This window comes from Aliidiomarina iranensis (genome assembly GCF_003987135.1).
Classification (GTDB): Bacteria; Pseudomonadota; Gammaproteobacteria; order Enterobacterales; family Alteromonadaceae; genus Aliidiomarina; species Aliidiomarina iranensis.
Genome location: NZ_PIPJ01000009.1, coordinates 12,297 through 36,720, shown reverse-complemented (window position 1 = coordinate 36,720; position 24,424 = coordinate 12,297). Strand labels below are relative to the sequence as shown.

Below are 24,424 nucleotides of genomic sequence, written 5' to 3'. Positions count from 1 at the left end.
CAGAGCTTTTACCTCTCGGAGTGGTGGAACGAATAGGAACCCAGCTAACAACTCTTGTTTAGCTGCGGCGGCCTTGTGTCCATCGCTCAACTACTTCGCACAACTAATTAAATTAACGTTTAACTTTAGCTAAAAATATTTCGAGTTTCTCGCGCTGGGATCACTCTGTCTGTATTTTGGCTACTCGCATCGAACTGGGGCTTCTCCTTATCGTTCGTTTGCGCAAACTAATAATTAAAATCTGAGGTCTTTTATGAAGAACCGGAAACTACATCTGCCGTTGCTCGGCTTCTCACTTTCTGCTCTAACCCTTGCTATGGGCAGTGCGCTTGCAAACGATGATGACGACAACAACAATCAGGAAGCCGAATCACAGGAAAAAGTGGAACGTATTCAAGTAACAGGTTCTCAAATTCGCGGCGTAGATCTGGAAGGCGCGCAACCACTGATTACCATAGGCTTTGATGATATCCGTAACTCATCAGCCACCACGGTAAGCGAGCTTCTTCGCGATGTGGGGCAAACTCGCGGTGGCGAAGGAAGTTTTTCAACCTTTTCCAGTGGTGCTTTACAGGGCGATTCACCGGTAGGCCAAGCTGCAGCCTCACTTCGCGGCTTAGGCGCGTCATCAACATTAACGCTGATCAATGGCCGCCGCGTTACCGGTAGCTCTTTTGCCAATAATTTTGAAAACTTTGTTGATATTAACTCGATACCGCTCTCCGCAATTGAGCGCGTTGATATTCTTGCCACGGGTGCTTCTGCAACCTACGGTGCAGATGCTATTGCCGGTGTTATTAACTATGTACTTCGGCGAGATTTTGAGGGTGCCGAAGTGAATATTAGCTACGGTAACTCTGAGGCTAGCTCGAACGATGGCAAAGCCAACGTGAATGTGATTGTGGGTAAGAATTACGGCGATACCAACATTACCGCGTTTTTCGATTACTATGACCGCGAGCCACTTTTTGATCGCGATAGAGCGCAAACCGCGAATAGCTTCTTTCCAAGCCAGCAAGGTATTTACCCGAGCTGGAACACGCGTTTCTTTGATGACGATGATTATGTAGAGGCAACATGCCCGGATGATTTGAGTAAATCGGGTGCATTTGGCGAGTATTGCGAATACAACCAAAATGCCGTTATGCCCACCTACACTGCGCTCGAATCCTACGGTGCCGGTTTAATGCTCACACACGAATTCGATTCCGTAACTTGGTTCAACGAATTGATGTTTTCACGCACAGAGGCTTCGAGCAACTCCACCGCTGCGCCTTGGAGCGGTTATGATGTCGCCTTCGATCATCCAGACATGCCCGCAGAGCTGCGTGATAGATTCCTAGATTTATGGGATTCACTGGGTGAAGCACCGCTTAGCGAAATTCGTGGTTGGGGCCGTTTTGCTGATGGCCGCACCATTAGTAACGAAACCGAAAGCTTACGCTTAGTTTCAGGATTAGAGGGTAATTGGGGGAGCTGGTTTTGGGAAGCTGCAGGTACGTATTCGGAATCAAGTTCTGAGCAACGCGCTATAGCTGGAATTTATAACCGCGCCCGCTTCGAGGCTGCTCTGTTCGGTGAACTTTGCGCTGATGGAACAACGAATTGCTCTCCAGATGAAAATGGCCTTTGGTATAACCCTTTTGGCGGCCAAGCTAATAATTCCGAGCAAGTTTTAGGATTGTTATCGGAGCAATTACCAAGAAACGGCGAATCGAAGCTATATGGCATTGATTTTCGTACTTCAGGCGATTTATACGAGATGACAAATGGTATGCTTTCTGCCGCGTTTGGTGTAGAGGCTCGCCGTGAAGAAATTTCAGATAATCCAGATCCTCTAGCGCGTGGCACTTTCGAAAACAACTACATGCCTGGTGTTATTGGCTTTGGCTCTACTGGCGCGCAAGCGAGCCGCGATCAATGGGCTGCTTTTGCCGAGTTCTTTATTCCTATTACCGAACGATTAAATGCGCAAGTGGCCGGCCGCTATGATTATTATGATGATTTTGGTGGTGAATTTAATCCCAAAGTGGGCATTCGCTATGAGGCTTCTGAGGATTTGGTTTTACGCGGATCTTGGGCGCAATCTTTCCGAGCACCTTCATTAAGCCAAGTAGGCGCAGAAATTACACTAAGCTCCTTCAACCTTGAGTGTAAAGAGGAATTCCGGGGCAATTATTGCGGCGATACCCAAATTGAAACCAACATTCTCACCAAAGTTTTCGGCAACGAAGATTTAGAGGCTGAAGATTCAGAATCCTTTAGTGCTGGTTTTGCTTGGAGTCCAAACCGAGATATTACAGTAACAGCAGATTATTGGCGTTTTGAACATAACAACATTGTGGGAGTTGATGGTGAATTCATGCTGCTTCGCAGCTTAACCGACCCGAGCCTGCGTTTTTGTGGCGAATTACCCGCTGATGTTAGCCAAGGTGTTGGCTTTGAAGAATGCGATGCAGATGGCGTAGGTATTGTTACCAGCAGGCTCGCGGGCGATGTTCACCTGCAACTTGAAAATTTAGGGAAGCAAACTACCCAAGGGCTCGATTTCACCTATACCCAATATTTTGATGTTGATGGTATCGCCGATTTTACTTGGCTTGTGGATATTACGCATTTGCTCGATTTTGATCGCCAGCTTTCGCAAAATGCTGAAGAGGAAGCACTCGCCGGAACCTTCCGATACCCACGAACGGTGGTAACGAATACCTTACGCTGGGATCGTGAAGAGTGGTTTGGCAACCTGCGCGTGCAGTATACCAGCGGTTATGATGATGATATCGAAGCATTTCTGCAATCCGATTTAGATCGTTTAGGTATCAGTGCTGATCGTAAAGTGCCGAGCTGGACAAAAGTGAATGCAACGATTGGTTACGAGCTCAGCGAGAACTTCACACTGCGCTTTAATATCGAAAACTTATTCGATCGCGACGCACCATTTGCTTATGGTACAAGCGCCAATGTTGATCACTTTAACCACGATACAATGGGCCGTTTTTACCGTTTAAGCGCCACTTATCGCTATTAAGAGCAACAATATTGATGAGCGGGCACCCTAAAGATTAAGCTGTTCTTTAGGGTGTTTTCATAAACCGTGCTAATTAAGTGACGTAGGAAAGTTATGCAACAACATTGGCGCATGCCAGATACGTTCGTTATTCTGTTTTTTGTAGCATTGCTTGCAAGCGCGCTCTCGTGGTGGGTTCCTGCAGGGCAATTTAGTACCGAAACAGTAGTGCGCGAAACACCCTCTGGAGTGCAGGAACGCGAAGTTCTAGTAGCCGATTCGTATCAAGCGGTGCCTCGAGACGGCGGCTTTAAGTGGTTTGCCGAAGGTGGCGAAATTGGCCTTGCAAATATTCCTTTCGAAGGCATGGTTTCTGGCTCTAAATGGGGCGCGGCTATTGGCGTAATGGCCTTTATCCTTCTCGTTGGGGGCTCGTTCGGTATCATTGTGAAAACCACGAGTATTGAGCGAGGCATTCTCGCTTTAATACATAGAACTCAACGCTATGATCAACTTTTCTTAATCCTACTATTCCTCGTGTTCTCACTCGGTGGTGCAGTATTCGGAATGGGGGAAGAAGCGATTGCGTTTTGCTTAGTATTGCTGCCCGTAATGAGTAAGCTTGGTTACGATAAAGTAACCGTTGTGTTAGTAACCTATGTGGCAACACAAATTGGTTTTGCCGCCTCTTGGATGAACCCATTTAGTGTGGCGATTGCTCAAGGAATAGCTGAGGTACCCTTGTTATCTGGCGCCGGTTTTCGGATGATGGTTTGGTTACTGCTCACAACCGTTGGTGTGGTTTATACCTTGCGCTACGCGAAGCGAACGCGGCAACCACAGAGCCAACGTGCAGCCGCTAGTGACCCAAAAATCGCTAACGAAGATAGCGCTAACCAAGATACCGCTAACCAAGATACCGTTAACGAAGGTACCGCTAACGAGAAATACGCTCAAAGCTCAACGCAACCTTTCACTCACCTCGATACTGCCATCTTGAGTGTGTTCACCTTAGGAATGGTGTGGGTTGTTTGGGGCGTGGTTGCCCGCGGATACTATATACCTGAACTGGCTAGCCAATTCTTTGCCATCGGTATCATTATTGGTTTATTGGCTGTATTCGGGCAGCGTTTTCGCGCGAATGATATGTCTGAAGCCTTTGTAAAAGGTGCTCAAGATTTATTACCTGCGGCACTAATAGTAGGCTTCGCCAAGGGCATTATTCTCATTCTCGGTGGCGGTGAACCCGATACGCCATCAACCTTGAATACACTACTTTACTATGCGGGATCTAGCTTATCGGGTATGTCCGAGCATGTTGCAGCGGTAAGTATGTTGCTATTTCAAGGCGGGTTTAATTTCTTCATGACATCAGGCTCGGGGCAAGCTGCCCTAACCATGCCCATTATGGCACCGTTATCAGATTTAGCGGGCGTAAGCCGGCAAACCGCCATACTCGCTTTTCAACTTGGCGATGGTTTAACCAATATCGTTGTTCCAACATCAGCGGCACTAATCGGCTGTTTAGGAGCGGTAAAATTGGATTGGGCAACATGGTTAAAAACGATTTGGCGTTTTCAGGTTTTTCTCGCTGGGTGCTGCATCATTATTATGCTTGTAGCCGTTATAACAGGATATAAATAAGTAATGCTTACCTTAATTAAAGGGGCCAACCTATACGCGCCCGAATATCTGCAGCAAAAAGACATCTTAATCGTTGATGGCCGCATTGCAGCCATTGCTGAAAATCTACAATTCGAAATCACCGGCATAGAAATCGATGTTGTTGATGGTAGTGGTTTGTGCGCACTCCCTGGCTTTGTCGATCCACTTGCACATATCACCGGCGGCGGCGGTGAAGGCGGATTTCACACCCGTACACCCGCCATGGAATTAACCGATGCTTCAATGTTTGGCGTAACAACTCTGATAGCGGGTTTAGGCACCGACGCTACTACCCGCACATTACCTGATTTGTTAGCCAAGGCGAACGGCCTCAGCACCGAAGGGCTCACAGTTTATTGTTACACAGGGTCTTATGAAGTGCCCGTGCGCACATTGTTAGGCTCAGTGCGTGATGATATTTTGCTGATTGATAAGTTCATCGGTGTTGGTGAGGTTGCCATAGCCGATCATCGCGGTTCACACCCCAGTGCTCGCGAATTAGCTCGAATTGCGGCTGAGGCTCGGGTGGGTGGTATGCTTAGCGGCAAGCGTGGCATTGTATTTCTGCATGTTGGTGAAGCCGAAGAAAAGCTCGATTTAATACGAAGTGTTACTGAAGATTTTGCCGTACCAGTAACACAGTTCTACCCCACGCATATGAATCGATCGCTCAGTTTGCTCCGCCATGGTTATGATTTAGCCGCAAAGGGTATGGTGCTTGATGTTACTGCCAGCACTACACCAGAATTATTAGCGCAAGGAGAACTCAGCGCAGCAGCGGCCTTGGCTCAGGCACTTGCGGATGGTGTTGCACATACTCAAATAAGCATTAGTTCAGATGGTAATGCTAGCTTGCCCGATTTTGACGCTCACGGAACACTGGTTGGTTTGCAGGTGGGCCAAGTGCGATCGGTGTACGATGCATTTGTTGAGGCCGTTAACAACTATGATATTGATATTTCTGTTGCCTTACATGCAGTTAGCTCAAACGCTGCGCGCTACCTAGGATTAAAGAAAAAAGGCATTCTTGCGCCTGGCGCTGATGCCGATATTGTTTTAGTAGAAGAAGGCAACCTTGCAATTCATTCCGTATGGGCGCGAGGGAAACGTTTAGTGGGTGAGGGTAAAGCTCTCGTGAATTCAACCTTTCAGCGAGAGCCATAACATTTACATAAGCACTTACATGAGCGCTTACACAAGCGCTTAAATATACGCCAAGGCATCGCCGAAAAGCTGTTCTTTCGGCAGGCCTTGCGCGGAAAACGCATCGCGTGCTACCCGCACCATTTCAAATCGGCCGGCGATATACACATCATAATCCGCTAAATTTTGAACATTCTCTAGTACGGCTGGAATCAGCAGCCCACGTATTCCTGGCCAGCTTTCACTCTCTGCCTGCTCGGCTACTGGCACATACTGAAAACGCGTGTCGTTTGCTGCAAGCTTTTGCAATTGTTCATGCATGTATAAATCGCTAGCTTTGCGCCCGCCCCAAAATAACGTAATCGGCCGCTTGTTATCACTGGCTAAATGCGCCTGCAGAATCGACCACGTGTAAGAAAATCCGGTACCACCGGCAACCAGCAACAATGGCCGTGTGCTACCGGCTAAATAGCCAGCATCGCCGCTTGGTAGGTTTATCGTAAGCTCGCCCTCAGCCTTTATTTTTTCAATCACTTCCCACGCATAAGGGTTATCGGCCGTAGCGCCGATATGCAATTCAACGAAATCCGTTTCTGCTGGGGTAGAGGCTATTGAGAAAGGCCGCATATCCCCTTCGCCCATTACCACCATTAAATATTGGCCGGGCACAAAAGATATCGGCTCTGGCAGTTCAAGCTCTACCAAAAATACAAACTCACTCACCGCTTCGCAACGGCGTACGTTACTATCAAATACTGGCATAAATTAAGAATCCAAAATTCCGAGGTCGTCCCAAAGATCATCAATACGTTTTTTTACGCTCTCATCCATTACGATTGGCGTACCCCACTCACGATTCGTTTCACCCGGCCATTTATTAGTGGCATCGAGCCCCATTTTCGAGCCTAGGCCAGAAACTGGCGATGCAAAATCTAGGTAATCAATTGGTGTATTCTCAATCATTACCGTATCGCGGGCTGGGTCCATACGCGTGGTAATAGCCCAAATAACATCTTTCCAATCGCGAGCATTGATATCGTCGTCACATACAATAACAAACTTGGTGTACATAAACTGCCGCAGAAAACTCCATACCCCGAGCATCACGCGTTTAGCGTGCCCAGGATATGATTTCTTCATGGTCACTACGGCCATTCGGTAGGAACAGCCTTCCGGCGGTAAGTAAAAATCTACAATCTCTGGAAATTGCTTTTGCAAAATAGGTACGAACACTTCGTTCAAAGCCACACCTAAAATAGCAGGCTCATCAGGTGGCCGGCCGGTATAAGTGCTGTGATAAATAGGATCTTTACGGTGGGTAATATGGGTTACCGTAAACACCGGAAATTCATCTACTTCATTGTAGTAACCGGTGTGATCGCCATACGGCCCTTCCGGCGCAGTTTCGCCCGCTTCAATGTAACCCTCAAGCACAAACTCTGCGTGCGCTGGAACTTGCAAATCGTTGCTAAGGCATTTCACTACTTCGGTTTTGCTATCGCGCAACAGCCCCGCGAACGCGTATTCCGATAAGGTATCCGGCACCGGTGTTACGGCCCCTAAAATAGTGGCTGGATCGGCACCAAGCGCTACTGATACCGGAAATCGTTGGCCCGGGTTCTGCTGGCAGAATTCACGGAAATCGAGCGCACCACCACGGTGGCTAAGCCAACGCATAATCAGTTTATTTTTTGCAATTAATTGCTGCCGATAGATTCCTAAGTTTTGCCGTTTTTTCTGCGGCCCACGGGTAACGGTTAAGCCCCAAGTAACGAGCGGTGCCGCATCGCCCGGCCAACAATGTTGAATGGGAATCTGCCCAAGATCTACCGCATCACCTTCTATCACCACCTCTTGGCACGGCGCTTTCTTCAAAACTTTCGGCGCCATGCTTAATACTTTTTTCAGCAAGGGTAATTTACTCATGGCATCTTTAAAACCAGCCGGCGGCTCGGGCTCTTTCAAATACGCTAAAAGCTTACCCACATCGCGCAATGCCGCCACATCGGTTTGCCCCATACCCATGGCAACCCGCTCTGGGGTGCCAAACAGGTTAGCAAGCACCGGAATATTATGGCCTTTGGGGTTTTCAAAGAGTAGCGTTGGCCCACCCGCTTTCAGCGTGCGGTCGGCTATCTCCGTCATTTCTAAATACGGGTCAATCTCTTGAGAAATGCGTTTTAACTCACCACGCGCTTCAAGTTGCGCGATAAAATCACGTAAATCACGATATTTCATGCAAACTGCCAATTCAGTGAAGAGTAAATGAAGTATATCAGTTTCGCCGCAGCGATCATCTTTAAGAACGGTGAAAGCTGCATTATAGGATCCCTACAAACCAAATCTTTTTAGTAACTAGATGCATCAACGAACGCCAATAAAGCCCGAAAATCTCCAGCATCTTTAGCGCGAAGAGCAGCAATTAGGTGTCTGCTGAGCTTCATGAGATGCCTTTAGCAGCGTGCAAAAAAAACCGCCCTACTTCCCTTCTATGTTGGTTGTTCCAACACGAAAGACAAGTAGAGCGGTTTTCGAATAACGTGAGAGAGTTACTTCGAACGCTTCATTGAATCGAAGAATTCATCGTTAGTTTTGGTCATCGCTAAACGGTCAATGAGGAACTCCATTGCTTCGAGTTCACCCATTGGGTGTACGATTTTGCGCAGAATCCACATCTTCTGAAGTTCATCTGGTGAAGTAAGTAATTCCTCGCGGCGAGTACCTGAGCGGTTGTAATCAATAGCTGGGAATACACGTTTTTCCGCGATTTTACGGTTTAAGTGAAGTTCCATGTTACCGGTACCTTTAAACTCTTCGTAAATTACTTCATCCATTTTTGAACCGGTATCAATCAATGCCGTTGCAATAATGGTTAAGCTTCCGCCTTCTTCAACATTCCGTGCCGCACCAAAGAAACGCTTCGGTTTGTGTAATGCGTTGGCATCCACACCACCGGTAAGTACTTTACCTGAGCTTGGAATAACGGTGTTGTAAGCGCGCGCTAAACGGGTAATTGAATCGAGTAAAATAACAACATCTTTCTTATGCTCTACCAATCGTTTGGCTTTTTCGATAACCATTTCGGCTACCTGCACATGGCGGCTAGCTGGCTCATCAAAGGTTGAAGCTACAACTTCACCTTTCACCAAACGGTGCATATCGGTTACTTCTTCCGGGCGCTCATCAATTAGCAATACCATGAGCTCACACTCGGGGTGATTGGCTGCAATTGATTGGGCAATGTTTTGCAATAGCAAGGTTTTACCTGCTTTCGGTGGTGCAACAATCAAACCACGCTGGCCTTTGCCAATTGGCGAGGCCAAATCTAAAATACGGGCGGTGATATCTTCAGTTGAACCATTGCCGCGCTCCATGCGCAAACGCTCATTAGCATGCAGTGGCGTTAAGTTCTCGAACAAGATCTTGTTGCGCGAATTCTCTGGTTTATCGAAGTTCACTTCGCGAATTTTTAATAGCGCAAAGTAACGTTCACCATCTTTTGGCGGGCGAATTTTGCCGGCTACGGTATCACCCGTGCGCAAGTTAAAGCGTCGAATTTGGCTTGGCGACACATAAATATCATCCGGGCCAGCAAGATATGAAGAATCCGCCGAACGTAAGAAGCCGAAGCCATCTTGGAGGATTTCAAGTGCACCATCGCCAAAAATATCTTCGCCGCTTTTAGAATGCGCTTTCAATATCGCGAAAATAATATCTTGTTTGCGCAAACGCGCCATGTTCTCAAGGCCCATTTCGGCAGCGAGGTTTACCAGTTCGTTAACGGGCTTATTCTTTAATTCGGTTAGATTCATAGTTTGATTGGTTTTCAAGGTTTTTGGATGAGAGCAACACAGGTTAGGGCGTTTGATTTAGTGGTAAACCAAAGAACCAGAGCCGCTTGAACGCCAAAGTGATAGCGCTCAGCAATGTTGCGTTAATAGTAATTAAATTCGTTTCTAAGCTTCCTTTCGCCAGTTCCGTTGATTAAACGCTTTGCGTGATTTTTCGGATCTACAGAAGGTACAATTATCAACTTACGGCAGAATCGAAAAGGCACGAATTTGAACTATCGAAAAAGTGTAATACAAATATTCGGATTTCAAATCTGTAACGGGCTCGTTCACAGACAGCAGCGCGTAGGAATTAATTGCTGCGAAGTAAAAGTAACACTAAATTGAAAAATCGTCCAGTTTTTAAACGCCTTTTCGCGCGAGATTGCAAACTATGCAACGAAAAGGCGTTTTATCTAAACTTAAACGTGTTCGTTCAAGAACTCAGCGAGCTGAGTTTTCGACATTGCACCAACTTTGGTGCCAACTACTTCACCGTTTTTGAACAGTAATAGTGTAGGAATACCACGAATACCGTACTTCGGAGGCGTTTCGTTGTTATGATCGACATTAAGCTTGCCAATTTTAAGCTTGCCAGAGTATTCTGCTGCCACTTCATCGAGAATTGGCGCGATCATTTTACATGGTCCACACCACTCGGCCCAAAAGTCTACTAAGACCGGTTGATCAGCATTTAGTACGTCTGCTTCAAAGCCTTCGTCGCTCAGCTGAACAATATTGTCACTCATGTTGCATCTCCAATCGGTTGCATGCGTGGGTATATTTTTAACGCACCGCATTATATTCTGTTTTTTAATACAAGTCTAAACCTGTTAAACTTGGAACCTATGACTACAAAACATTTAACTGAAACCCAATTCGCCGAATTGGGATTGCATCCTAAAGTGCTAGATGCCTTAAAGCAAATCGGCTATGAGTACTGTACCCCAATACAAGCAATGAGCTTGCCTATTGCCGTGCAGGGAAAAGATGTGGCCGGCCAAGCACAAACCGGCACTGGGAAAACTATCGCGTTTCTCGTCGCATTATTCAACCATTTAATGACTCACCCCCAGCGTGTTCCTGGTGAAACTCAGCCACGCGCTCTAGTAATGGCACCTACGCGAGAACTCGCCGTTCAGATCGCTAACGATGCTGAAGCTATCGCAAAAAGTTGCGGGCTGAAGATGTCGGTAGTTTATGGTGGCGAAGGTTACGATTCGCAACGTGCTGAATTGCAAGAAGGCGTTGATGTGCTTATCGGCACCTGCGGCCGCCTTATCGATTACTTCAAGCAAGGCGCTTACAAGCTGAACAACATTGATGTTGTAGTGCTCGATGAAGCCGATCGCATGTACGATCTCGGCTTTATTGATGATGTGCGCTACATGTTGCGTGCTATGCCGCCAGCCGAAGAACGTTTGAATTTATTATTCTCGGCTACGCTTTCATTCCGCGTTCGTGAGCTTGCTTACGAGCAAATGAATGATCCAACCAGCGTAGAGATTGAGCCAGAGCAAATGACGGGTGCTCGTATTGAAGAAGAATTATTCTACCCTTCGAAACCCGATAAAATTAAGTTGCTCCTCACCTTAATTGAAGAAGATTGGCCAGATAAAGCCATTGTGTTCAGTAATACAAAGCACGGCTGTAGCTATGTGTATCACTGGCTATTAGCAGATAAGCACCGCGTTGGTTTACTTACCGGTGATGTGCCGCAACGTAAACGCTTAAAAATCTTGGATGATTTCACATCCGGTAAAATCGATATTCTGGTAGCTACTGATGTAGCAGCACGCGGCTTACATATTCCTGCGGTTAGCCATGTGTTTAACTACGATTTGCCAGACGATTGTGAAGATTACGTGCACCGTATTGGCCGTACCGGCCGAGCCGGCGCCAGCGGCAAGGCCATTAGTTTTGCTTGTGAAGAGTACGTCTATAACCTACCCGCGATTGAAAGCTATATTCAGCATGAAATTGCGGTTACCAAGTACGATTCCGAAGCACTGTTAAGTGATTTGAAACGCCCACATATTCCGCAGAAACGGCGTTTACAAAGCGGCCGAGATGGCCGGCGTAGTTCTGGCCCGCGCCAGCGCCGCAGTTAAGCAAACAGCAAAGCGCAATCATTATTTTGATTGCGCTTTTTTCTATCATTTTTATGTGTTCAAACAACGAAGGTGCCTCACCTATGCGCTCAACCGATTATTATGCCGCTATTGATTTAGGCTCGAATAGCTTCCATATGCTGGTGGTTCGGTTGGTAGCAGGTTCGGTTCAGGTTGTTTCAAAAATACGCCGGAAAGTGCGCTTGGCCAGTGGTTTACAAGAAGATGGTAGTTTAGATGCGGAAGCCCGCAAGCGCGCTTTAGATTGCCTAGCGATATTCGCTGATAGAGTAAACGATATTGCCCCGGAAAATATCACTGCCGTTGGTACCGCCACCTTACGTAAACTAAAAGATAGCGATCCGTTCCTCACTCAAGTGCGAGAAACACTTGGCCATCCTTTGCGAATAATCTCTGGTGAAGAAGAAGCTGCCACTATTTTTCAAGGCATAGCCCACACAACAGCTTATCACGGCCGCATGTTAGCCATCGATATTGGCGGTGCTAGCTCAGAGCTGGCACTTGGTCAGGGCTTTCAACCCAATATTTTGCGGAGTTTAGATTTTGGCTGCGTTACGTGGATCAATCGATTCTTCGCCGATAGCGAAATTACTGAGCACAATTGTGCGGCGGCTATTGCCGAAGTTGAGCGCATCGTGAATACCCACGCGAAACCTTATAAAGAACATGGTTGGGATACCGCCCTTGGCGCTTCAGGCACCTTCAAAGCATTGCAAGAAATTGCGCAGGAACGCCGCATGCCGGAGCGCATCACGCTCCCATGGTTAGAGCAATTACTTAGCGAATCGATTCAACATGGCAATATCGATATGTTGAATTTACATGGCCTAAAAGAAAGCCGAAAACCAACTTTTATCTCCGGGTTATGTATACTCATTGGGATCTTTCGGGGGCTACAACTCACCACTATTGAAGCCACTGAAGGAGCACTTCGTGAAGGTTTGATTTATGGCATGCTAGCGGAACTCCAGCACTCTGATGTGCAGTTGCGTACGCTTGATAGCTTGGTTCGTACTTATCATCTTGATCAACACCAGGCCGCTCGAGTACATAAAGTAGCACTCAATTATTATCAACAAGCGCCACAGCATTGGTGCGAACTGGCCAAAGATGAAGCTTTAAACCTGATTCGAGCCGTTAGTTATCTGCATGAAATTGGCTTAAGTTTGAGTTACCAGCATGCCAGCTCCCATGGCCATTACTTACTCGCTAATAGTAACTTACCTGGCTTCAATGCCCGGCAACGCGAACATTTATTAACATTAGTTCAGGCGATAGCGGGCATTATTGATGACGATGAGCAACCTGAAAATCTGCCCGAGCATTTGCTACTCGCGCGCTTGGCCCGTTTACTGCGGCTCGCTGTATTGGCGTGCCAGCGCCGAAATGATGCCATGATCGCAGAAGCCAGCTTGAGCATTGAGGAAGATGAAATAGTGCTGAGCTTTCCTGAAGGTTTTTTAGAGCAAAACCCTTACTTATCAAGCCTCTATCAATCGGAAAGTGAATGGCAGCAACAGTTTGGTGGCTTGCGCTTAGGCTAACCACCAAACCAAGTGCGTTATCTAGCGGTTATTTTTGGCGAGATCTTTAGCCACACGTTTCGCAAAATAGGTAAGAATGCCATCGGCGCCGGCGCGTTTAAACGCTAACAGCGATTCATGAATCACGGCCTCACCAAGCCAACCATTTTCAATAGCGGCCATGTGCATGGCGTATTCGCCGCTCACTTGATAGGCAAATGTAGGTACTTTAAAGGTGTCTTTCACACGGCGCACAACATCCATATACGGCATACCCGGTTTTACCATCACCATATCGGCGCCCTCTTCTAAATCTAATGCCACTTCATGCAAAGCTTCATCAGAATTCGCAGGGTCCATTTGATAGGTTTTCTTATCAGCGCCTTTCAAGTTTCCGGCAGAACCTACCGCATCGCGGAACGGCCCATAGTAATGAGATGCATATTTAGCGGAATACGCCATAATTTGTACGTTGACATGCCCAGCCATCTCAAGCGCTTCACGGATAGCGCCAATGCGGCCATCCATCATATCTGAGGGGGCTACCACATCAGCGCCAGCTTCTGCATGTGAAATCGCCTGTAACTTCAAAATCTCGATGGTCATATCATTGAGCACATAACCATCATCGTCGATAATGCCATCTTGGCCGTGGCTAGTGAACGGATCAAGAGCGATATCCGTCATTACACCCATCTCTGGAACGGCCGCTTTAATCGCCCGCACTGCTTCTTGCGCTAAACCGTCCGGATTATAAGCTTCTTCCGCCATAAGTGATTTTGCCGAAGCAGGGGTTACTGGAAAAATAGCGATCATCGGTACACCAAGCGCGTGTAATTCTTTTGCTTCCGCCACCAATATATCAATGGATACTCGCTCAACACCCGGCATAGAAGGCACGGCTTCACGCTTACCTGCGCCCGGAAGAACGAACATCGGATAAATTAAATCAGCAGCCGTTAACTCATTCTCGGCTACTAAGCGCCGGCTAAACTCGTGTCGGCGCAGGCGCCGAGGGCGACGAACAGGAAAACCACCATATGGGTACATCATTTCACTCCAGATTCTCAACATGCATTAACGTTCAATCCGCCAACACTAACATATCGCGGCCGCGATTCTTCGCGCCATAGAGCGCTTGATCCGCCGCGGCAATCAAATCGGCCACATTGTCCATATTATCCCGAATTACTGCAACTCCGGCACTCGCGGTAACTTCCATTGGTTCGTTGGTATTGCCTACACTCGCAAATGGCGTTTCGCCAACCGCTCGCAACAAGCGTTTAGCTACCGTTTCGGCCGCCGTTAAATCGGTAGCCGGCAAAATAATTGCAAATTCCTCACCACCGTAACGGCAAACCACATCATTTAGCCGCGTTGCCACTTTTTGTAAACGCTGTGCAAACTCCACTAAAACCGCATCACCAGCCTGATGCCCATAGGTATCATTCAATACTTTAAAATGATCGATATCTAACAACACGAGTGCCAGTGGTGTATGTGCTCGGCGGCTGCGTTGAAACTCTGCATAAATATGCGTATCAAAGAACCGCCGATTGAACAACTTGGTTAATCCATCTTCATTACTTTGCCGCTCAAGCTCAGCATTCGCCCGTTGCAAGGATTCACTCACGCTTTGCAATTCACGGGTGCGATCTTCCACCCGGGTTTCAAGCTCTTCATTCAAAACCCGCTGTGCCTCTTGTGCTGCCATTGCATGCTGCAACATTTGCTCTTGGGCACCAAGCTTCTCAGTGCGCTCAGCTGAATACATCAAGGTAATAACCCATGAAAGCAGCAATACTTCAATGCCAGAGCCAATCATGATGGCGTAACGTTGAATGAATTGGCCATCAATTAGGCCAAGATATCCAAGGGAATTGAAAATAATAGAAACTAAAAACGCAAACCACGCCAAAGTAAAGATTTGTGCATGCTGCATGCCTTTAACCCACATGGCAACACCAAGCACCAAAACATAAAAACACGCGATCACGGAAAACGGCAGCAGCATGAAAATAGTAATGGCGTACGGCAAGAAAAGGCTACATATCGCCACTAAACCGGCAAAGCTACCCAAAATAAGTAGGCCCGTGTGCCAGCCTTTACTTTTCTTTCGTAAGCTTAATAGTTGCGTAATGAACAAGGTTGCGAAAACAAACGCCAAGCCACCGAAAAGGGTAATCGCTCGCTCCTGCAGCCATAAACCATTTGGCCACAGATAACGAAACCCTACCCCACTGAGTGCTGCCATTAGGAGCCCTGTGAACACCACATAAATTGAATAACTAAAGAAGCTTGCTTCACGGGTAACTACATAACCAAATAAGTTATAAACAACCATGCACAGCAGCACACCGAAATACAAACCAATGGCTACATAACGCGGGCCTTCGGCTTGGTGAAATGCCGAGGTTTCCCATATACGAATAGGCACGCTTAACGAGCTGCTTGTTTGCACCCTAATAAACATTGTATGCGCATCGTTAAAAGGCACCGGCACCACAAAGCCATCAGCGGCAATCGGCCGCCGATAAAATGGTTGAGTATCGCCCATGTAGTGGTGCTCAACCCGGCCATCAAAGGCAACGAAATAAACATCAACGTGATCCAGCAACGGATACTCTATTTGCAATAAACGATAGAAATCAGCCGCAGGCACATCCACCCGAAGCCAATGGGGGGTTGTATCATAACCAAATGAAGGTGCTTCATTACCAATGCTATTCCATTGATCAGCCGGCATGTTTCGAACATCATCAAGCGAAAGCGCCACATCATCTGCTTTGAAATAAGCAATATTTGGCAGCTCGGGCTCACTCGCAACACTCGTGTTAGTGAATAACCCAAATATACTTAGCGCAAATACCGCCAATACCTTGGCAAATACATTCATGGTGCTAACTCCCCATGGGGCCAAATACCAAAAACCCGCTGCGCATTAGAAGTTGTTATTGCTGCCAGTTCAGCAAGCGAAAGTTCGCATAACTCAGCCACTTTCTCTGCAACCCAAGGCAAGTTTGCCGGCACGTTCGTTCGTGATTTCGGCCGCGGGCGAATGGTGCGCGGCATTAAATAAGGTGCGTCGGTTTCCAAAAGTAGGCGATTGCGCGATATCTCCGGCACGGCGGCTTGCAGCGCGACACCTCTGCGCTCATCACACACCCAGCCGGTAACACCAATATAGCAATCGCGTTCTTTGTAGGCTGCTAATGCATCGGTACCACCGGTAAAACAATGAACAATGGCAGCGGGTAATGCATCAATATAGCGATCAAGTATAGCCAGTTGATCGCCAATCGCATCACGCTCATGAAGATAAACCGGCATTTGCAATTCAACCGCGAGCTCTAACTGTGCGGCAAATACTTTGCGCTGAACATCCGGAGGGGAATAATTTCGATTATAATCCAGCCCACATTCACCAATGGCTCTTGCAAGTGGGTGCTTTGCTAAATCTTGAAGTTGGGAAATAAAATCAGCGTTGGCGTTAACCGCATCATGTGGATGAACACCCACTGTAGCAATACAACCCGGCAAAGCATCAGCAAGCGCCAGCGCTTGCTTTGATTCGGCAACTGAAGTGCCTACAATAACTTGCCGAGTAACACTCGCCTGAATAGCATCGGCAATCACAACATCAGCGCGCTGCTGCAACGTGCTTGCGGTTAAGTTAACGCCGATATCTACCCAGGACACAATCGCTACTTCGTTATCGTTTAATCAGCTAAACGCACACGCATGCGCCGATTGTTGGCATCAGTGCCAAGAAAGAAACTACCAAATGCACCGGGTTCAATGTAATAGCGTTGATTCTCTCGATAGCGAATACCTGATTCCGATGAGGTTTGCTCCCACACTTGGCCATTCTCTAAGCGAAAACGCCAAAGCCCTCTGGGATTTTGCCAAGCCTCAGCAACCGAAACATAAGTTTTGCTACTTGGTGGTTGATTACGCGCTGCCTCTTCTCTACGCCGTTCAGCTTCGGCTTCAGCCCGTTGTTGGGCTGATTGCTGCCGCGCTAACCGCTCTTCTGCCTCTTCGGCTCGGCGCTCAGCCGCTGCAATCCGCTCTTGTGCTGCACGTTCCCGTGAACTTAAAGCTTCACCCCGTGCTTGCTGCGCCCGTGCTTGCCCAGCACTTGCTGCATCGGCAGCTCGCTCTGAACCCCGAGTTTGCCCAGCTTCACGCGCTTCCTCTGCTACCGCAAATTCGGGCAGTTCTGCAGTTAAATCATCAAAACACACCAATCGCTCCATCGCATTAGAAATCGCCGCACATGCGCGCATTTCTTCTGCCAACTCAGAGTTTTCGTTCGCGCTTGCAGAAGGGCCCATGATCGCAATTGCTGCGCAAACTAACGCTAGCTGCTTCGGTAAACCTAAGTGTTTCAATAACAAATTGCTGCGTACTTGCTTCATTCCGCAGGCTCCTCTAATTTTTTTGTGTAAAAACGGGATAGCAATACACCTAATTCATACAGAATCCACATCGGTACTGCAAGTAAGGTTTGCGAAATAATGTCTGGTGGTGTGAGCAACATGCCAATAATAAATACAATCACAATCACATAAGCGCGTTTCGCCCTTAGTTGCGCCGGCGTTACAGTGCCGCTCCAAACCATTAACAAAATAGCCACTGGAATTTCAAAAGCGATGCCAAAGGCGAAAAATATTTTCAGCACAAAATCTAAATAGCTAGAAATATCGGTAGCAATGGTTACCCCTTCCGGTGCCATACTCGTGAAAAAGCCAAACGCAATTGGCAAAACCACGTAATAAGCAAATGCAATACCGGCGTAGAATAATAAACTACTGCTAATCAACAACGGTGCAATCAACCGCCGCTCATGTTTATACAACCCCGGCGCAATGAATCGCCAAATTTGGTGCAGTAAAAAGGGAATTGCCAGCAATACGGCTACCATCAAAGTAAGTTTGAAGGGAGCAAAGAAAGGGGCGCCAACATCGGTGGCAATCATGCTCGTGCCCGCCGGCAAGTGCACCATTAAAGGGTCAGCGAGCCAACGATATAGATCGCGAGCAAAGTAAACTAACGATAAAAATAAGATGGCTACTGCGGCAAAGGAGCGTAACAGCGTTTTCCGCAAATCCACTAAATGATCAAGCAATCCAACTTGGCTTTGCATTATTTATCGCCTTTGCCCGCAGGCTCGCTATCGTTGTTCTTGGCTTCCGTGTCTGTATCTTTGGCAGCGTAAGGGCTACGCACAGAGGCCGCAGCCTCTTCTAGTTCTTTCATCGAGCGCTTTAACTCCGGCGAGAGGTTTTCCATATCCGCAGAAGATTCAATTTGTTTTAAATGCTCGTGCAGTTCTTTTACGCGCAATTCATGGTTTAACTCGGCTTCCATTTTACTACCGAAAGCTTTTACTTTTGCATAGCCGCGCTGAACCGAGCGAATCGCGCCCGGCAATCGCTCTGGCCCCAGAACTAACAGGCCAATCGCCGCAATCAGCAATAATTCCCAAAAACCGATATCAAACATAATTAGTGCCGCGTGGGGCCGTTGTCATCATCGTTATCGGCCGAGCTGGGCTTGATTTCGTCCTTGCTTTTTTCTTGCTCCGATTTATCCGATTTATCGCCGTCCATTTCCTTTTTGAAGCCCTTAATTGAGGAGCCCAAATCAGAGCCAAGGCTTCGCAGGCGCTTACCACCAAACAACAACACCACAATTGCTAATACAATCAATAATTGCCAAATACTTATGCCGCCCATGCTCTTATCCTCTTATTGGGTTCTTAATCTATTCAATGTTACGCCGCCAGCTTTTCAAAACGAGTGCTTACTAAACTAACACCTATTAAACCCAGGTTTACTAGCTAGGGCTTACTAGCTAAGGCTTACTAACTAAGGTTTACTAGCTAGGGCTTACTAAACCAGGCTTGAATCCAGCTTACCAAAGCGCCTGCACCCACGATATAAGGCGCCACCACATAATCAGTAGCTACAAACAAAGCCACTGCCGATACCGTTAAACTTGCCGCAAAAAGGCTCCACCACCGGCTTACGGCAGCCTGCCGTTGGTGAATCAAAATTCGCTCCACCCAAGCTTGCTGGCTCTGATTGCCGCGCTGAATCTTCTGCAAAGTATCGTACAACAAGCCAGGCATTTCAGGCAGCTTTTCTGCCCAAAATGGCGCTTGTTCTTTTACATTTCGATATAACGCACGCCAGCCCATTTGCTCATGCATCCAGCGTTCTAAGAAGGGTTTTGCCGTTTTCCATAAATCAAGCTGCGGATAAAGTTGCCGCCCTAATCCTTCCACATATAACAATGTTTTTTGTAGCAGCACCAACTGCGGTTGCACTTCCATTTCAAAACGCCGGGCCGTGTTGAATAGATTCAGCAACACATGAGCAAACGAGATATCGGCCAACGGCTTCTCAAAAATAGGCTCACATACGGTGCGAATTGCCGATTCAAACTCTTCTACATTCACATGGCTTGGCACCCAACCTGAATCAATATGAAGCTCTGCAACCTTGCGATAATCGCGGTTGAAAAAGGCAATAAAATTCGCCGCTAAATATCGTTTATCTTCTTTGTTAAGCGTACCCACAATACCAAAATCAACAGCAAAAAAACGAGGCTTGGCGCCGGAGTTTGGGTCTACAAAAATATTGCCCGGGTGCATATCGGCGTGGAAAAAACTATCCCGAAACACTTGTGTAAAGAATACTTCCACACCGCGTTCCGCCAGGGTTTTTAAATCAATACCCTGAGCCTCAAGGGCCACTACATCATTTACCGGAATACCATAAATGCGCTCCATCACCATCACGTTGTTGCGCGTAAATTCGCTGAATACTTCAGGAATATATAGCAAATCAGAATCAGTGAAATTACGGCGTAACTGAATTGCATTTGCCGCTTCGCGATCTAAGCTCAACTCATCGTAAAGGGTTTTGCGGTATTCCTTAATAACTTCTACCGGCTTAAGCCGCTTACCATCGGGCAGATAGCGCGCCGCAACACCCGCAACCGCCTCCATCAACTCCAAATCAGCATCAATGGTGAGGTTTATGCCGGGCCGCAACACTTTTACCACCACTTCTTGCGCTAAGCCATTATCAGGGCGCATTAAGGTAGCGGTATGCACCTGCGCAATCGAGGCAGAAGCCAAAGGTGTGGTGTTAAAATCGGCAAACAAATCGGTAATGGCGTCTAACTCGAGCGCTTTACACACAATTTCCTGCGCAACTTGCCCAGGAAAGGGTGGCACCCGATCTTGCAGCATGCTCAGCTGTATAATCATATCTGGGTGCAACAAATCTTGCCGAGTGGAAAGCATTTGCCCAAGTTTCACATACACCGGGCCAAGCGCCTCCAGTGCCATGCGAAACCGCACCGATAGCGGCTTATCTTTATGCTTATTGCGCAACCAAAATGCACTGTGGCGAACTACTCGAAGATACCAAGGCAACCAGCGGCGTGGAATGAGTTCATCCACTCCATGCTGAAGTAAGGTACTTATAATTTTATAGAATCGTAATGCTCGCACTTTTTATGGTGCTCCTATGTTCTATACCGCTTACACCTTAGTGCTGAATTAACGGTTCGCAAAACGCTGTTCTAAAGTATCTAAACGCTTCATTAGCACTTTGATATCATCTGTTAGCAGTGCCATTTGCAGTGGGCTCGCTGCCGCATTGAATTCTTGGGTTAAAAATTCGCTAGCACGGCGCTGAAAGGTACCCGGTTCGGGCTTGAAGGCGGCTAGCTTTGTTACCAATTGGCTTGCCCAATAGCCCGGAACATCGCCAATGTAAGCAGAGAGCATTTCTTCCCAATCAATATCCAGTTGCTTAAATACCTGCGCCGCTTGCTGCGCCAACACCGGATCGCCACTCACTTGCACACGGCCGCTTTGCAGCAGCTTAGTAGCTTTACCGGCATCACTTAATTCCGGCAAATCGCTTAAAGATGCCTTTACCGCGCAATCTACCACATCAAAATCAGGCCCCATAAGGCTAATGCGATCTGCAAAAAACAAAATGGTGATAGGTTCGGGCGCACCCTCTATGCTTAACCGAAAGCATTTGCCGGCTAATGGCCGCAAACGCTGCGGCGATGCCGCATCGGCAGCTAACGCAAAATTCAAACTGCGTTCAATACCCGCTCGCAATACTTGTAAAACCGACATTAAAATTTATACCCACGATGCAAGGCAACAATACCACCCGTTAAATTATGATATTCCACCTGTTCAAACCCAGCCTCTTCCATCATGCCCTTCAGTGTTTCCTGATCTGGGTGCATGCGAATCGATTCCGCTAAGTACTGATAACTATCTTTATCTTTGGCAATAAACTCACCCATTTTCGGCATCACATGAAACGAATACATATCGTAGGCTTTTGAGAGCATTTCTACTTCTGGTTTAGAAAACTCCAAAACCAACAGCCTGCCACCGGGCTTTAACACACGTAGCATAGAACGCAACGCCGCATCTTTATCGGTTACATTACGCAAACCAAACGCAATCGTTATTAAATCAAAGGTGTTATCTTCAAACGGCAGCTTTTCGGCATCAGCTTGTACATAGCTTACGTTACCAACAATACCCATATCGCGCAGTTTATCGCGGCCAACCCGTAGCATTGAATCATTGATATCAGCCAATACTACTTCGCCTTCCGGGCCTACCATGCGCGAAAATTTCGCCGCTAAATCACCGGTTCCACCCGCTAAATCGAGAACCTTTTGGCCCCGGCGAGCACCGCTGCAATCAATGGTGTAACGTTTCCACAAGCGATGAATACCAAACGACATCACATCGTTCATCAAATCATATTTACCCGCTACCGAGTGAAATACGCCGGCTACCATGTTGGCTTTTTCGCCTTTCGCTACGGTTTTGAAGCCAAAATGTGTGTTGTCGTCTTGGTTTTTCATGATGTTATCCATGCTTTTGGTTACTGCTGATAGCGCTTAGTGTAAACGATGGCGGCCATTTGCCCAATGCTCTTTGTGCAATATTAGAAGCGCACGCGGGTTAAACTTGCGCGTAGCGATCTTTATCGGGCAGCCAACGTAGCATCAGCGCTTGGCTTTGTTGCGGATATTTACTAAACAACTGTTGCGCTAACGTTCGAATTTGCGGAAGTAGATCACTATCGCGCGTGAGATCCGCCACTTTCATTTGTACCAAACCGGTTTGCTTCGCACCCAGTAACTCGCCAGGGCCACGAAGCTCTAAATCTCGTTCGGCAATAACAAACCCATCGTTGCTCTCACGTAAAACCGATAACCGCTCATTCGCTTGTTTTGAAAGGGGCGTTTTATAAAGTAAAACACAATGGCTTGCTACCGAACCACGCCCTACTCGGCCGCGCAACTGGTGCAATTGCGCCAAACCTAGGCGCTCCGGGTTCTCAATGATCATCAAGCTAGCATTTGGTACATCAACGCCAACTTCAATTACGGTGGTAGCCACCAAAAGATCGAGCTCATGTGCTTTGAATTGCTGCATCACGGCTTCTTTTTCCGCACTTTTCTGCCTTCCATGCACCAAACCTACACGTAAATCGGGCAAGGCTTCTTGCAAATACAAAGCTGTATCCTCGGCCGCTTGGCACTGCAACACATCGGATTCCTCAATTAGAGTGCATACCCAATATACTTGCCGGCCTTCATTTTTCACCGCATCATGCAGCCGTTGCACCACCTCAGGCCGCCGGCTATCAGGAATCGCCACCGTTTGTACTGGCGTTCTGCCCGGCGGTAGCTCATCAATGATGGAGGTTGAGAGATCGGCATAGGCTGTCATTGCCAGTGTTCGTGGAATTGGTGTTGCTGTCATTACCAATTGATGAGGGTGTAAGCCCTGCTGCTCGCCTTTTTCGCGCAATGCTAACCGTTGGTGCACGCCAAAACGGTGCTGCTCATCAATAATCACCAACGCTAAATTGCGAAATTGTACCGTTTCTTGAAACAACGCATGAGTTCCCACCACAAAACCGATATCCCCCTCAGCAAGGGCGGTTAAGGTGCTGCTGCGAGCCTTGCCTTTAAGCTTACCAGCAAGCCAACCCACGCGAACTCCCAAAGGCTCTAACCACATGGCAAAACTTCGGGCATGTTGCTCGGCCAACAACTCGGTAGGTGCCATCAATGCTACTTGATACCCCGCCTCTAATGCCGAAAGTGCGGCGAGAGCGGCTACCAGGGTTTTTCCCGAGCCCACATCGCCTTGTACCAAACGTAACATCGGCATGGGCGATTGCAGATCCGCCTCAATTTCACCAACAACTCGGCTTTGTGCGGCTGTGGGAGAAAACGGCAACTGCGCCAGCAATGCCTGCTTAAGCCGTTGCGCCGGCGGCAATACTACCGCCTTTACAGCTTGCGCTTGTTGCCGTGCCTGCAGCATGCTCAATTGGTGGGCCAAAAGCTCTTCCAGCGCCAAACGCCGCTGTGCTGGGTGCAAGCCCGCAAGAAGTTGCTCTTGATCACTATCTGTAGGGGGCGCATGTAATATTTGAATCGCTTCGTGCAGATTAGGCAGCCCTTGGCGCAGCGTTTCCGGTAAAAGCTCTGGCAAACTTTTCGCATTTAAATAGCTAAGAGCCTGCAACGCTAGATTACGCAAGGTAAGTTGATGCACCCCTTCGGTAGCGGGATAAATCGGCGTGAGGCTCTCATCAACCTGAATGGGCTCGCCGGGCTGTAAGCTTTTATAATCCGGGTGCACCATTTCAGGGCCTGTGGGCCCGGGCCGAATCTCGCCATAAAGTTGCACAGAATTGCCTTTTTCTAGCTGTTTTTGCTGTGCTGCGCTAAAACGAAAAAATCGCAGCGTTAACGTACCACTGCGATCATTTACCCGCACTAACAACGCTCGGCGGCGGCCAAAATGCACGCGATTATCTAACACTTCCGCTACCACAGTGGCGAATTCGCCAGTGCGTAACGCCGCAATTGGCGTTACGCGAGTGCGATCTTGATAGCGCGAAGGCAAATGAAACAGAACATCTTGCACTGTATTCAAGCCCAAGCGCTGCAACTTCTCACCCATTTTCGGCCCTACACCTTTGAGTGTTGTTACCGAAATTTCAGCCAGCGCTGAACGATTACTCATCAGTATTGCGCTACCAA

General features: G+C 47.7%; 20 protein-coding genes. 5 read left to right on the top strand and 15 right to left on the bottom strand.

Annotated elements, in window-relative coordinates; translation table 11 throughout:
• Positions 1-253: 253 nt before the first annotated feature.
• The 3 genes from CWE08_RS10410 to iadA all read left to right on the top strand — a co-directional run bounded on the left by CWE08_RS10410 (position 254) and on the right by iadA (position 5,836).
• Positions 254-3,028 carry a TonB-dependent receptor gene (locus tag CWE08_RS10410; protein ID WP_126768058.1) on the top strand — a complete coding sequence of 925 codons (2,775 nt, stop codon included), beginning with the start codon at positions 254-256 and terminating at the stop codon, positions 3,026-3,028.
• A gap of 93 nt (positions 3,029-3,121) precedes the next feature.
• Positions 3,122-4,651 carry a putative basic amino acid antiporter YfcC gene (gene yfcC, locus CWE08_RS10405; RefSeq protein WP_126768057.1) on the top strand — a complete coding sequence of 510 codons (1,530 nt, stop codon included), beginning with the start codon at positions 3,122-3,124 and terminating at the stop codon, positions 4,649-4,651.
• Between the two features lie 3 nt (positions 4,652-4,654).
• Positions 4,655-5,836: a beta-aspartyl-peptidase gene (iadA, locus tag CWE08_RS10400; protein WP_126768055.1), complete on the top strand. Its 1,182-nt coding sequence runs from the start codon at positions 4,655-4,657 to the stop codon at positions 5,834-5,836.
• 39 nt (positions 5,837-5,875) lie between these two features.
• Here iadA and fre read toward each other — a convergent pair whose 3' ends face one another.
• The 4 genes from fre to trxA all read right to left on the bottom strand — a co-directional run bounded on the left by fre (position 5,876) and on the right by trxA (position 10,394).
• Positions 5,876-6,577 carry an NAD(P)H-flavin reductase gene (gene fre / locus CWE08_RS10395; RefSeq protein WP_126768054.1) on the bottom strand — a complete coding sequence of 234 codons (702 nt, stop codon included), beginning with the start codon at positions 6,575-6,577 and terminating at the stop codon, positions 5,876-5,878.
• A 3-nt stretch (positions 6,578-6,580) separates the two neighbouring features.
• On the bottom strand, positions 6,581-8,053 hold the full coding sequence (ubiD, locus tag CWE08_RS10390; RefSeq protein ID WP_126768052.1) for a 4-hydroxy-3-polyprenylbenzoate decarboxylase: 1,473 nt from the start codon (positions 8,051-8,053) through the stop codon (positions 6,581-6,583).
• 311 nt (positions 8,054-8,364) lie between these two features.
• Positions 8,365-9,627: a transcription termination factor Rho gene (gene rho / locus CWE08_RS10380; protein ID WP_126768051.1), complete on the bottom strand. Its 1,263-nt coding sequence runs from the start codon at positions 9,625-9,627 to the stop codon at positions 8,365-8,367.
• 440 nt (positions 9,628-10,067) lie between these two features.
• Complete coding sequence (gene trxA, locus CWE08_RS10375) at positions 10,068-10,394, bottom strand: thioredoxin TrxA (RefSeq protein WP_007419984.1); 327 nt, start codon at positions 10,392-10,394, stop codon at positions 10,068-10,070.
• A gap of 99 nt (positions 10,395-10,493) precedes the next feature.
• Between trxA and rhlB the strand changes: the two genes are divergently transcribed.
• Both rhlB and CWE08_RS10365 read left to right on the top strand, forming a co-directional pair.
• On the top strand, positions 10,494-11,756 hold the full coding sequence (rhlB, locus tag CWE08_RS10370; RefSeq protein WP_126768049.1) for an ATP-dependent RNA helicase RhlB: 1,263 nt from the start codon (positions 10,494-10,496) through the stop codon (positions 11,754-11,756).
• An 83-nt stretch (positions 11,757-11,839) separates the two neighbouring features.
• Positions 11,840-13,321, top strand: a complete 1,482-nt coding sequence (locus CWE08_RS10365; protein ID WP_157981250.1) for a Ppx/GppA phosphatase family protein — start codon at positions 11,840-11,842, stop codon at positions 13,319-13,321.
• A gap of 21 nt (positions 13,322-13,342) precedes the next feature.
• On the opposite strand, the gene hemB is transcribed toward CWE08_RS10365, so the two are convergent.
• The 11 genes from hemB to recG form a co-directional block, all read right to left on the bottom strand.
• A complete protein-coding gene (gene hemB, locus CWE08_RS10360) occupies positions 13,343-14,353 on the bottom strand; it encodes a porphobilinogen synthase (RefSeq protein WP_126768046.1) in 1,011 nt (336 codons plus the stop codon).
• 31 nt (positions 14,354-14,384) lie between these two features.
• Positions 14,385-16,196, bottom strand: coding sequence for a sensor domain-containing diguanylate cyclase (locus tag CWE08_RS10355; RefSeq protein ID WP_126768045.1), 1,812 nt, complete (start codon positions 16,194-16,196; stop codon positions 14,385-14,387).
• Positions 16,193-16,999, bottom strand: a complete 807-nt coding sequence (locus CWE08_RS10350; RefSeq protein WP_126768044.1) for a TatD family hydrolase — start codon at positions 16,997-16,999, stop codon at positions 16,193-16,195. The genes CWE08_RS10355 and CWE08_RS10350 overlap by 4 nt, the downstream gene beginning before the upstream one ends.
• Positions 17,000-17,019: 20 nt before the next feature.
• Positions 17,020-17,721, bottom strand: a complete 702-nt coding sequence (locus CWE08_RS10345; RefSeq protein WP_126768042.1) for a hypothetical protein — start codon at positions 17,719-17,721, stop codon at positions 17,020-17,022.
• On the bottom strand, positions 17,718-18,449 hold the full coding sequence (gene tatC / locus CWE08_RS10340) for a twin-arginine translocase subunit TatC (RefSeq protein WP_126768040.1): 732 nt from the start codon (positions 18,447-18,449) through the stop codon (positions 17,718-17,720). The genes CWE08_RS10345 and tatC overlap by 4 nt, the downstream gene beginning before the upstream one ends.
• Positions 18,449-18,808, bottom strand: coding sequence for a Sec-independent protein translocase protein TatB (gene tatB / locus CWE08_RS10335; protein ID WP_126768039.1), 360 nt, complete (start codon positions 18,806-18,808; stop codon positions 18,449-18,451). Before tatB ends, tatC begins: the two co-directional genes overlap by 1 nt.
• Before the next feature lie 2 nt (positions 18,809-18,810).
• On the bottom strand, positions 18,811-19,041 hold the full coding sequence (tatA, locus tag CWE08_RS10330; protein ID WP_126768037.1) for a twin-arginine translocase TatA/TatE family subunit: 231 nt from the start codon (positions 19,039-19,041) through the stop codon (positions 18,811-18,813).
• A gap of 146 nt (positions 19,042-19,187) precedes the next feature.
• A complete protein-coding gene (gene ubiB / locus CWE08_RS10325) occupies positions 19,188-20,828 on the bottom strand; it encodes a ubiquinone biosynthesis regulatory protein kinase UbiB (RefSeq protein WP_126768035.1) in 1,641 nt (546 codons plus the stop codon).
• A gap of 48 nt (positions 20,829-20,876) precedes the next feature.
• Positions 20,877-21,470 carry a ubiquinone biosynthesis accessory factor UbiJ gene (locus CWE08_RS10320; protein ID WP_126768034.1) on the bottom strand — a complete coding sequence of 198 codons (594 nt, stop codon included), beginning with the start codon at positions 21,468-21,470 and terminating at the stop codon, positions 20,877-20,879.
• Positions 21,470-22,222, bottom strand: coding sequence for a bifunctional demethylmenaquinone methyltransferase/2-methoxy-6-polyprenyl-1,4-benzoquinol methylase UbiE (gene ubiE / locus CWE08_RS10315; RefSeq protein WP_338024017.1), 753 nt, complete (start codon positions 22,220-22,222; stop codon positions 21,470-21,472). Before ubiE ends, CWE08_RS10320 begins: the two co-directional genes overlap by 1 nt.
• Before the next feature lie 100 nt (positions 22,223-22,322).
• A complete protein-coding gene (gene recG / locus CWE08_RS10310) occupies positions 22,323-24,407 on the bottom strand; it encodes an ATP-dependent DNA helicase RecG (RefSeq protein WP_126768032.1) in 2,085 nt (694 codons plus the stop codon).
• Between the last annotated feature and the right edge of the window lie 17 nt (positions 24,408-24,424).

Coding starts and splice junctions, on each gene's coding strand:
- recG (WP_126768032.1), bottom strand. CDS start 24,407: ATGAGTAATCGTTCAGCGCTGGCTGAAATTTCGGTAACAACACTCAAA.
- ubiD (WP_126768052.1), bottom strand. CDS start 8,053: ATGAAATATCGTGATTTACGTGATTTTATCGCGCAACTTGAAGCGCGT.
- rho (WP_126768051.1), bottom strand. CDS start 9,627: ATGAATCTAACCGAATTAAAGAATAAGCCCGTTAACGAACTGGTAAAC.
- tatA (WP_126768037.1), bottom strand. CDS start 19,041: ATGGGCGGCATAAGTATTTGGCAATTATTGATTGTATTAGCAATTGTG.
- iadA (WP_126768055.1), top strand. CDS start 4,655: ATGCTTACCTTAATTAAAGGGGCCAACCTATACGCGCCCGAATATCTG.
- tatC (WP_126768040.1), bottom strand. CDS start 18,449: ATGCAAAGCCAAGTTGGATTGCTTGATCATTTAGTGGATTTGCGGAAA.
- yfcC (WP_126768057.1), top strand. CDS start 3,122: ATGCAACAACATTGGCGCATGCCAGATACGTTCGTTATTCTGTTTTTT.
- CWE08_RS10365 (WP_157981250.1), top strand. CDS start 11,840: ATGCGCTCAACCGATTATTATGCCGCTATTGATTTAGGCTCGAATAGC.
- CWE08_RS10410 (WP_126768058.1), top strand. CDS start 254: ATGAAGAACCGGAAACTACATCTGCCGTTGCTCGGCTTCTCACTTTCT.
- CWE08_RS10345 (WP_126768042.1), bottom strand. CDS start 17,721: ATGAAGCAAGTACGCAGCAATTTGTTATTGAAACACTTAGGTTTACCG.
- CWE08_RS10320 (WP_126768034.1), bottom strand. CDS start 21,470: ATGTCGGTTTTACAAGTATTGCGAGCGGGTATTGAACGCAGTTTGAAT.
- CWE08_RS10355 (WP_126768045.1), bottom strand. CDS start 16,196: ATGAATGTATTTGCCAAGGTATTGGCGGTATTTGCGCTAAGTATATTT.
- ubiE (WP_338024017.1), bottom strand. CDS start 22,222: ATGAAAAACCAAGACGACAACACACATTTTGGCTTCAAAACCGTAGCG.
- trxA (WP_007419984.1), bottom strand. CDS start 10,394: ATGAGTGACAATATTGTTCAGCTGAGCGACGAAGGCTTTGAAGCAGAC.
- hemB (WP_126768046.1), bottom strand. CDS start 14,353: ATGATGTACCCATATGGTGGTTTTCCTGTTCGTCGCCCTCGGCGCCTG.
- tatB (WP_126768039.1), bottom strand. CDS start 18,808: ATGTTTGATATCGGTTTTTGGGAATTATTGCTGATTGCGGCGATTGGC.
- fre (WP_126768054.1), bottom strand. CDS start 6,577: ATGCCAGTATTTGATAGTAACGTACGCCGTTGCGAAGCGGTGAGTGAG.
- rhlB (WP_126768049.1), top strand. CDS start 10,494: ATGACTACAAAACATTTAACTGAAACCCAATTCGCCGAATTGGGATTG.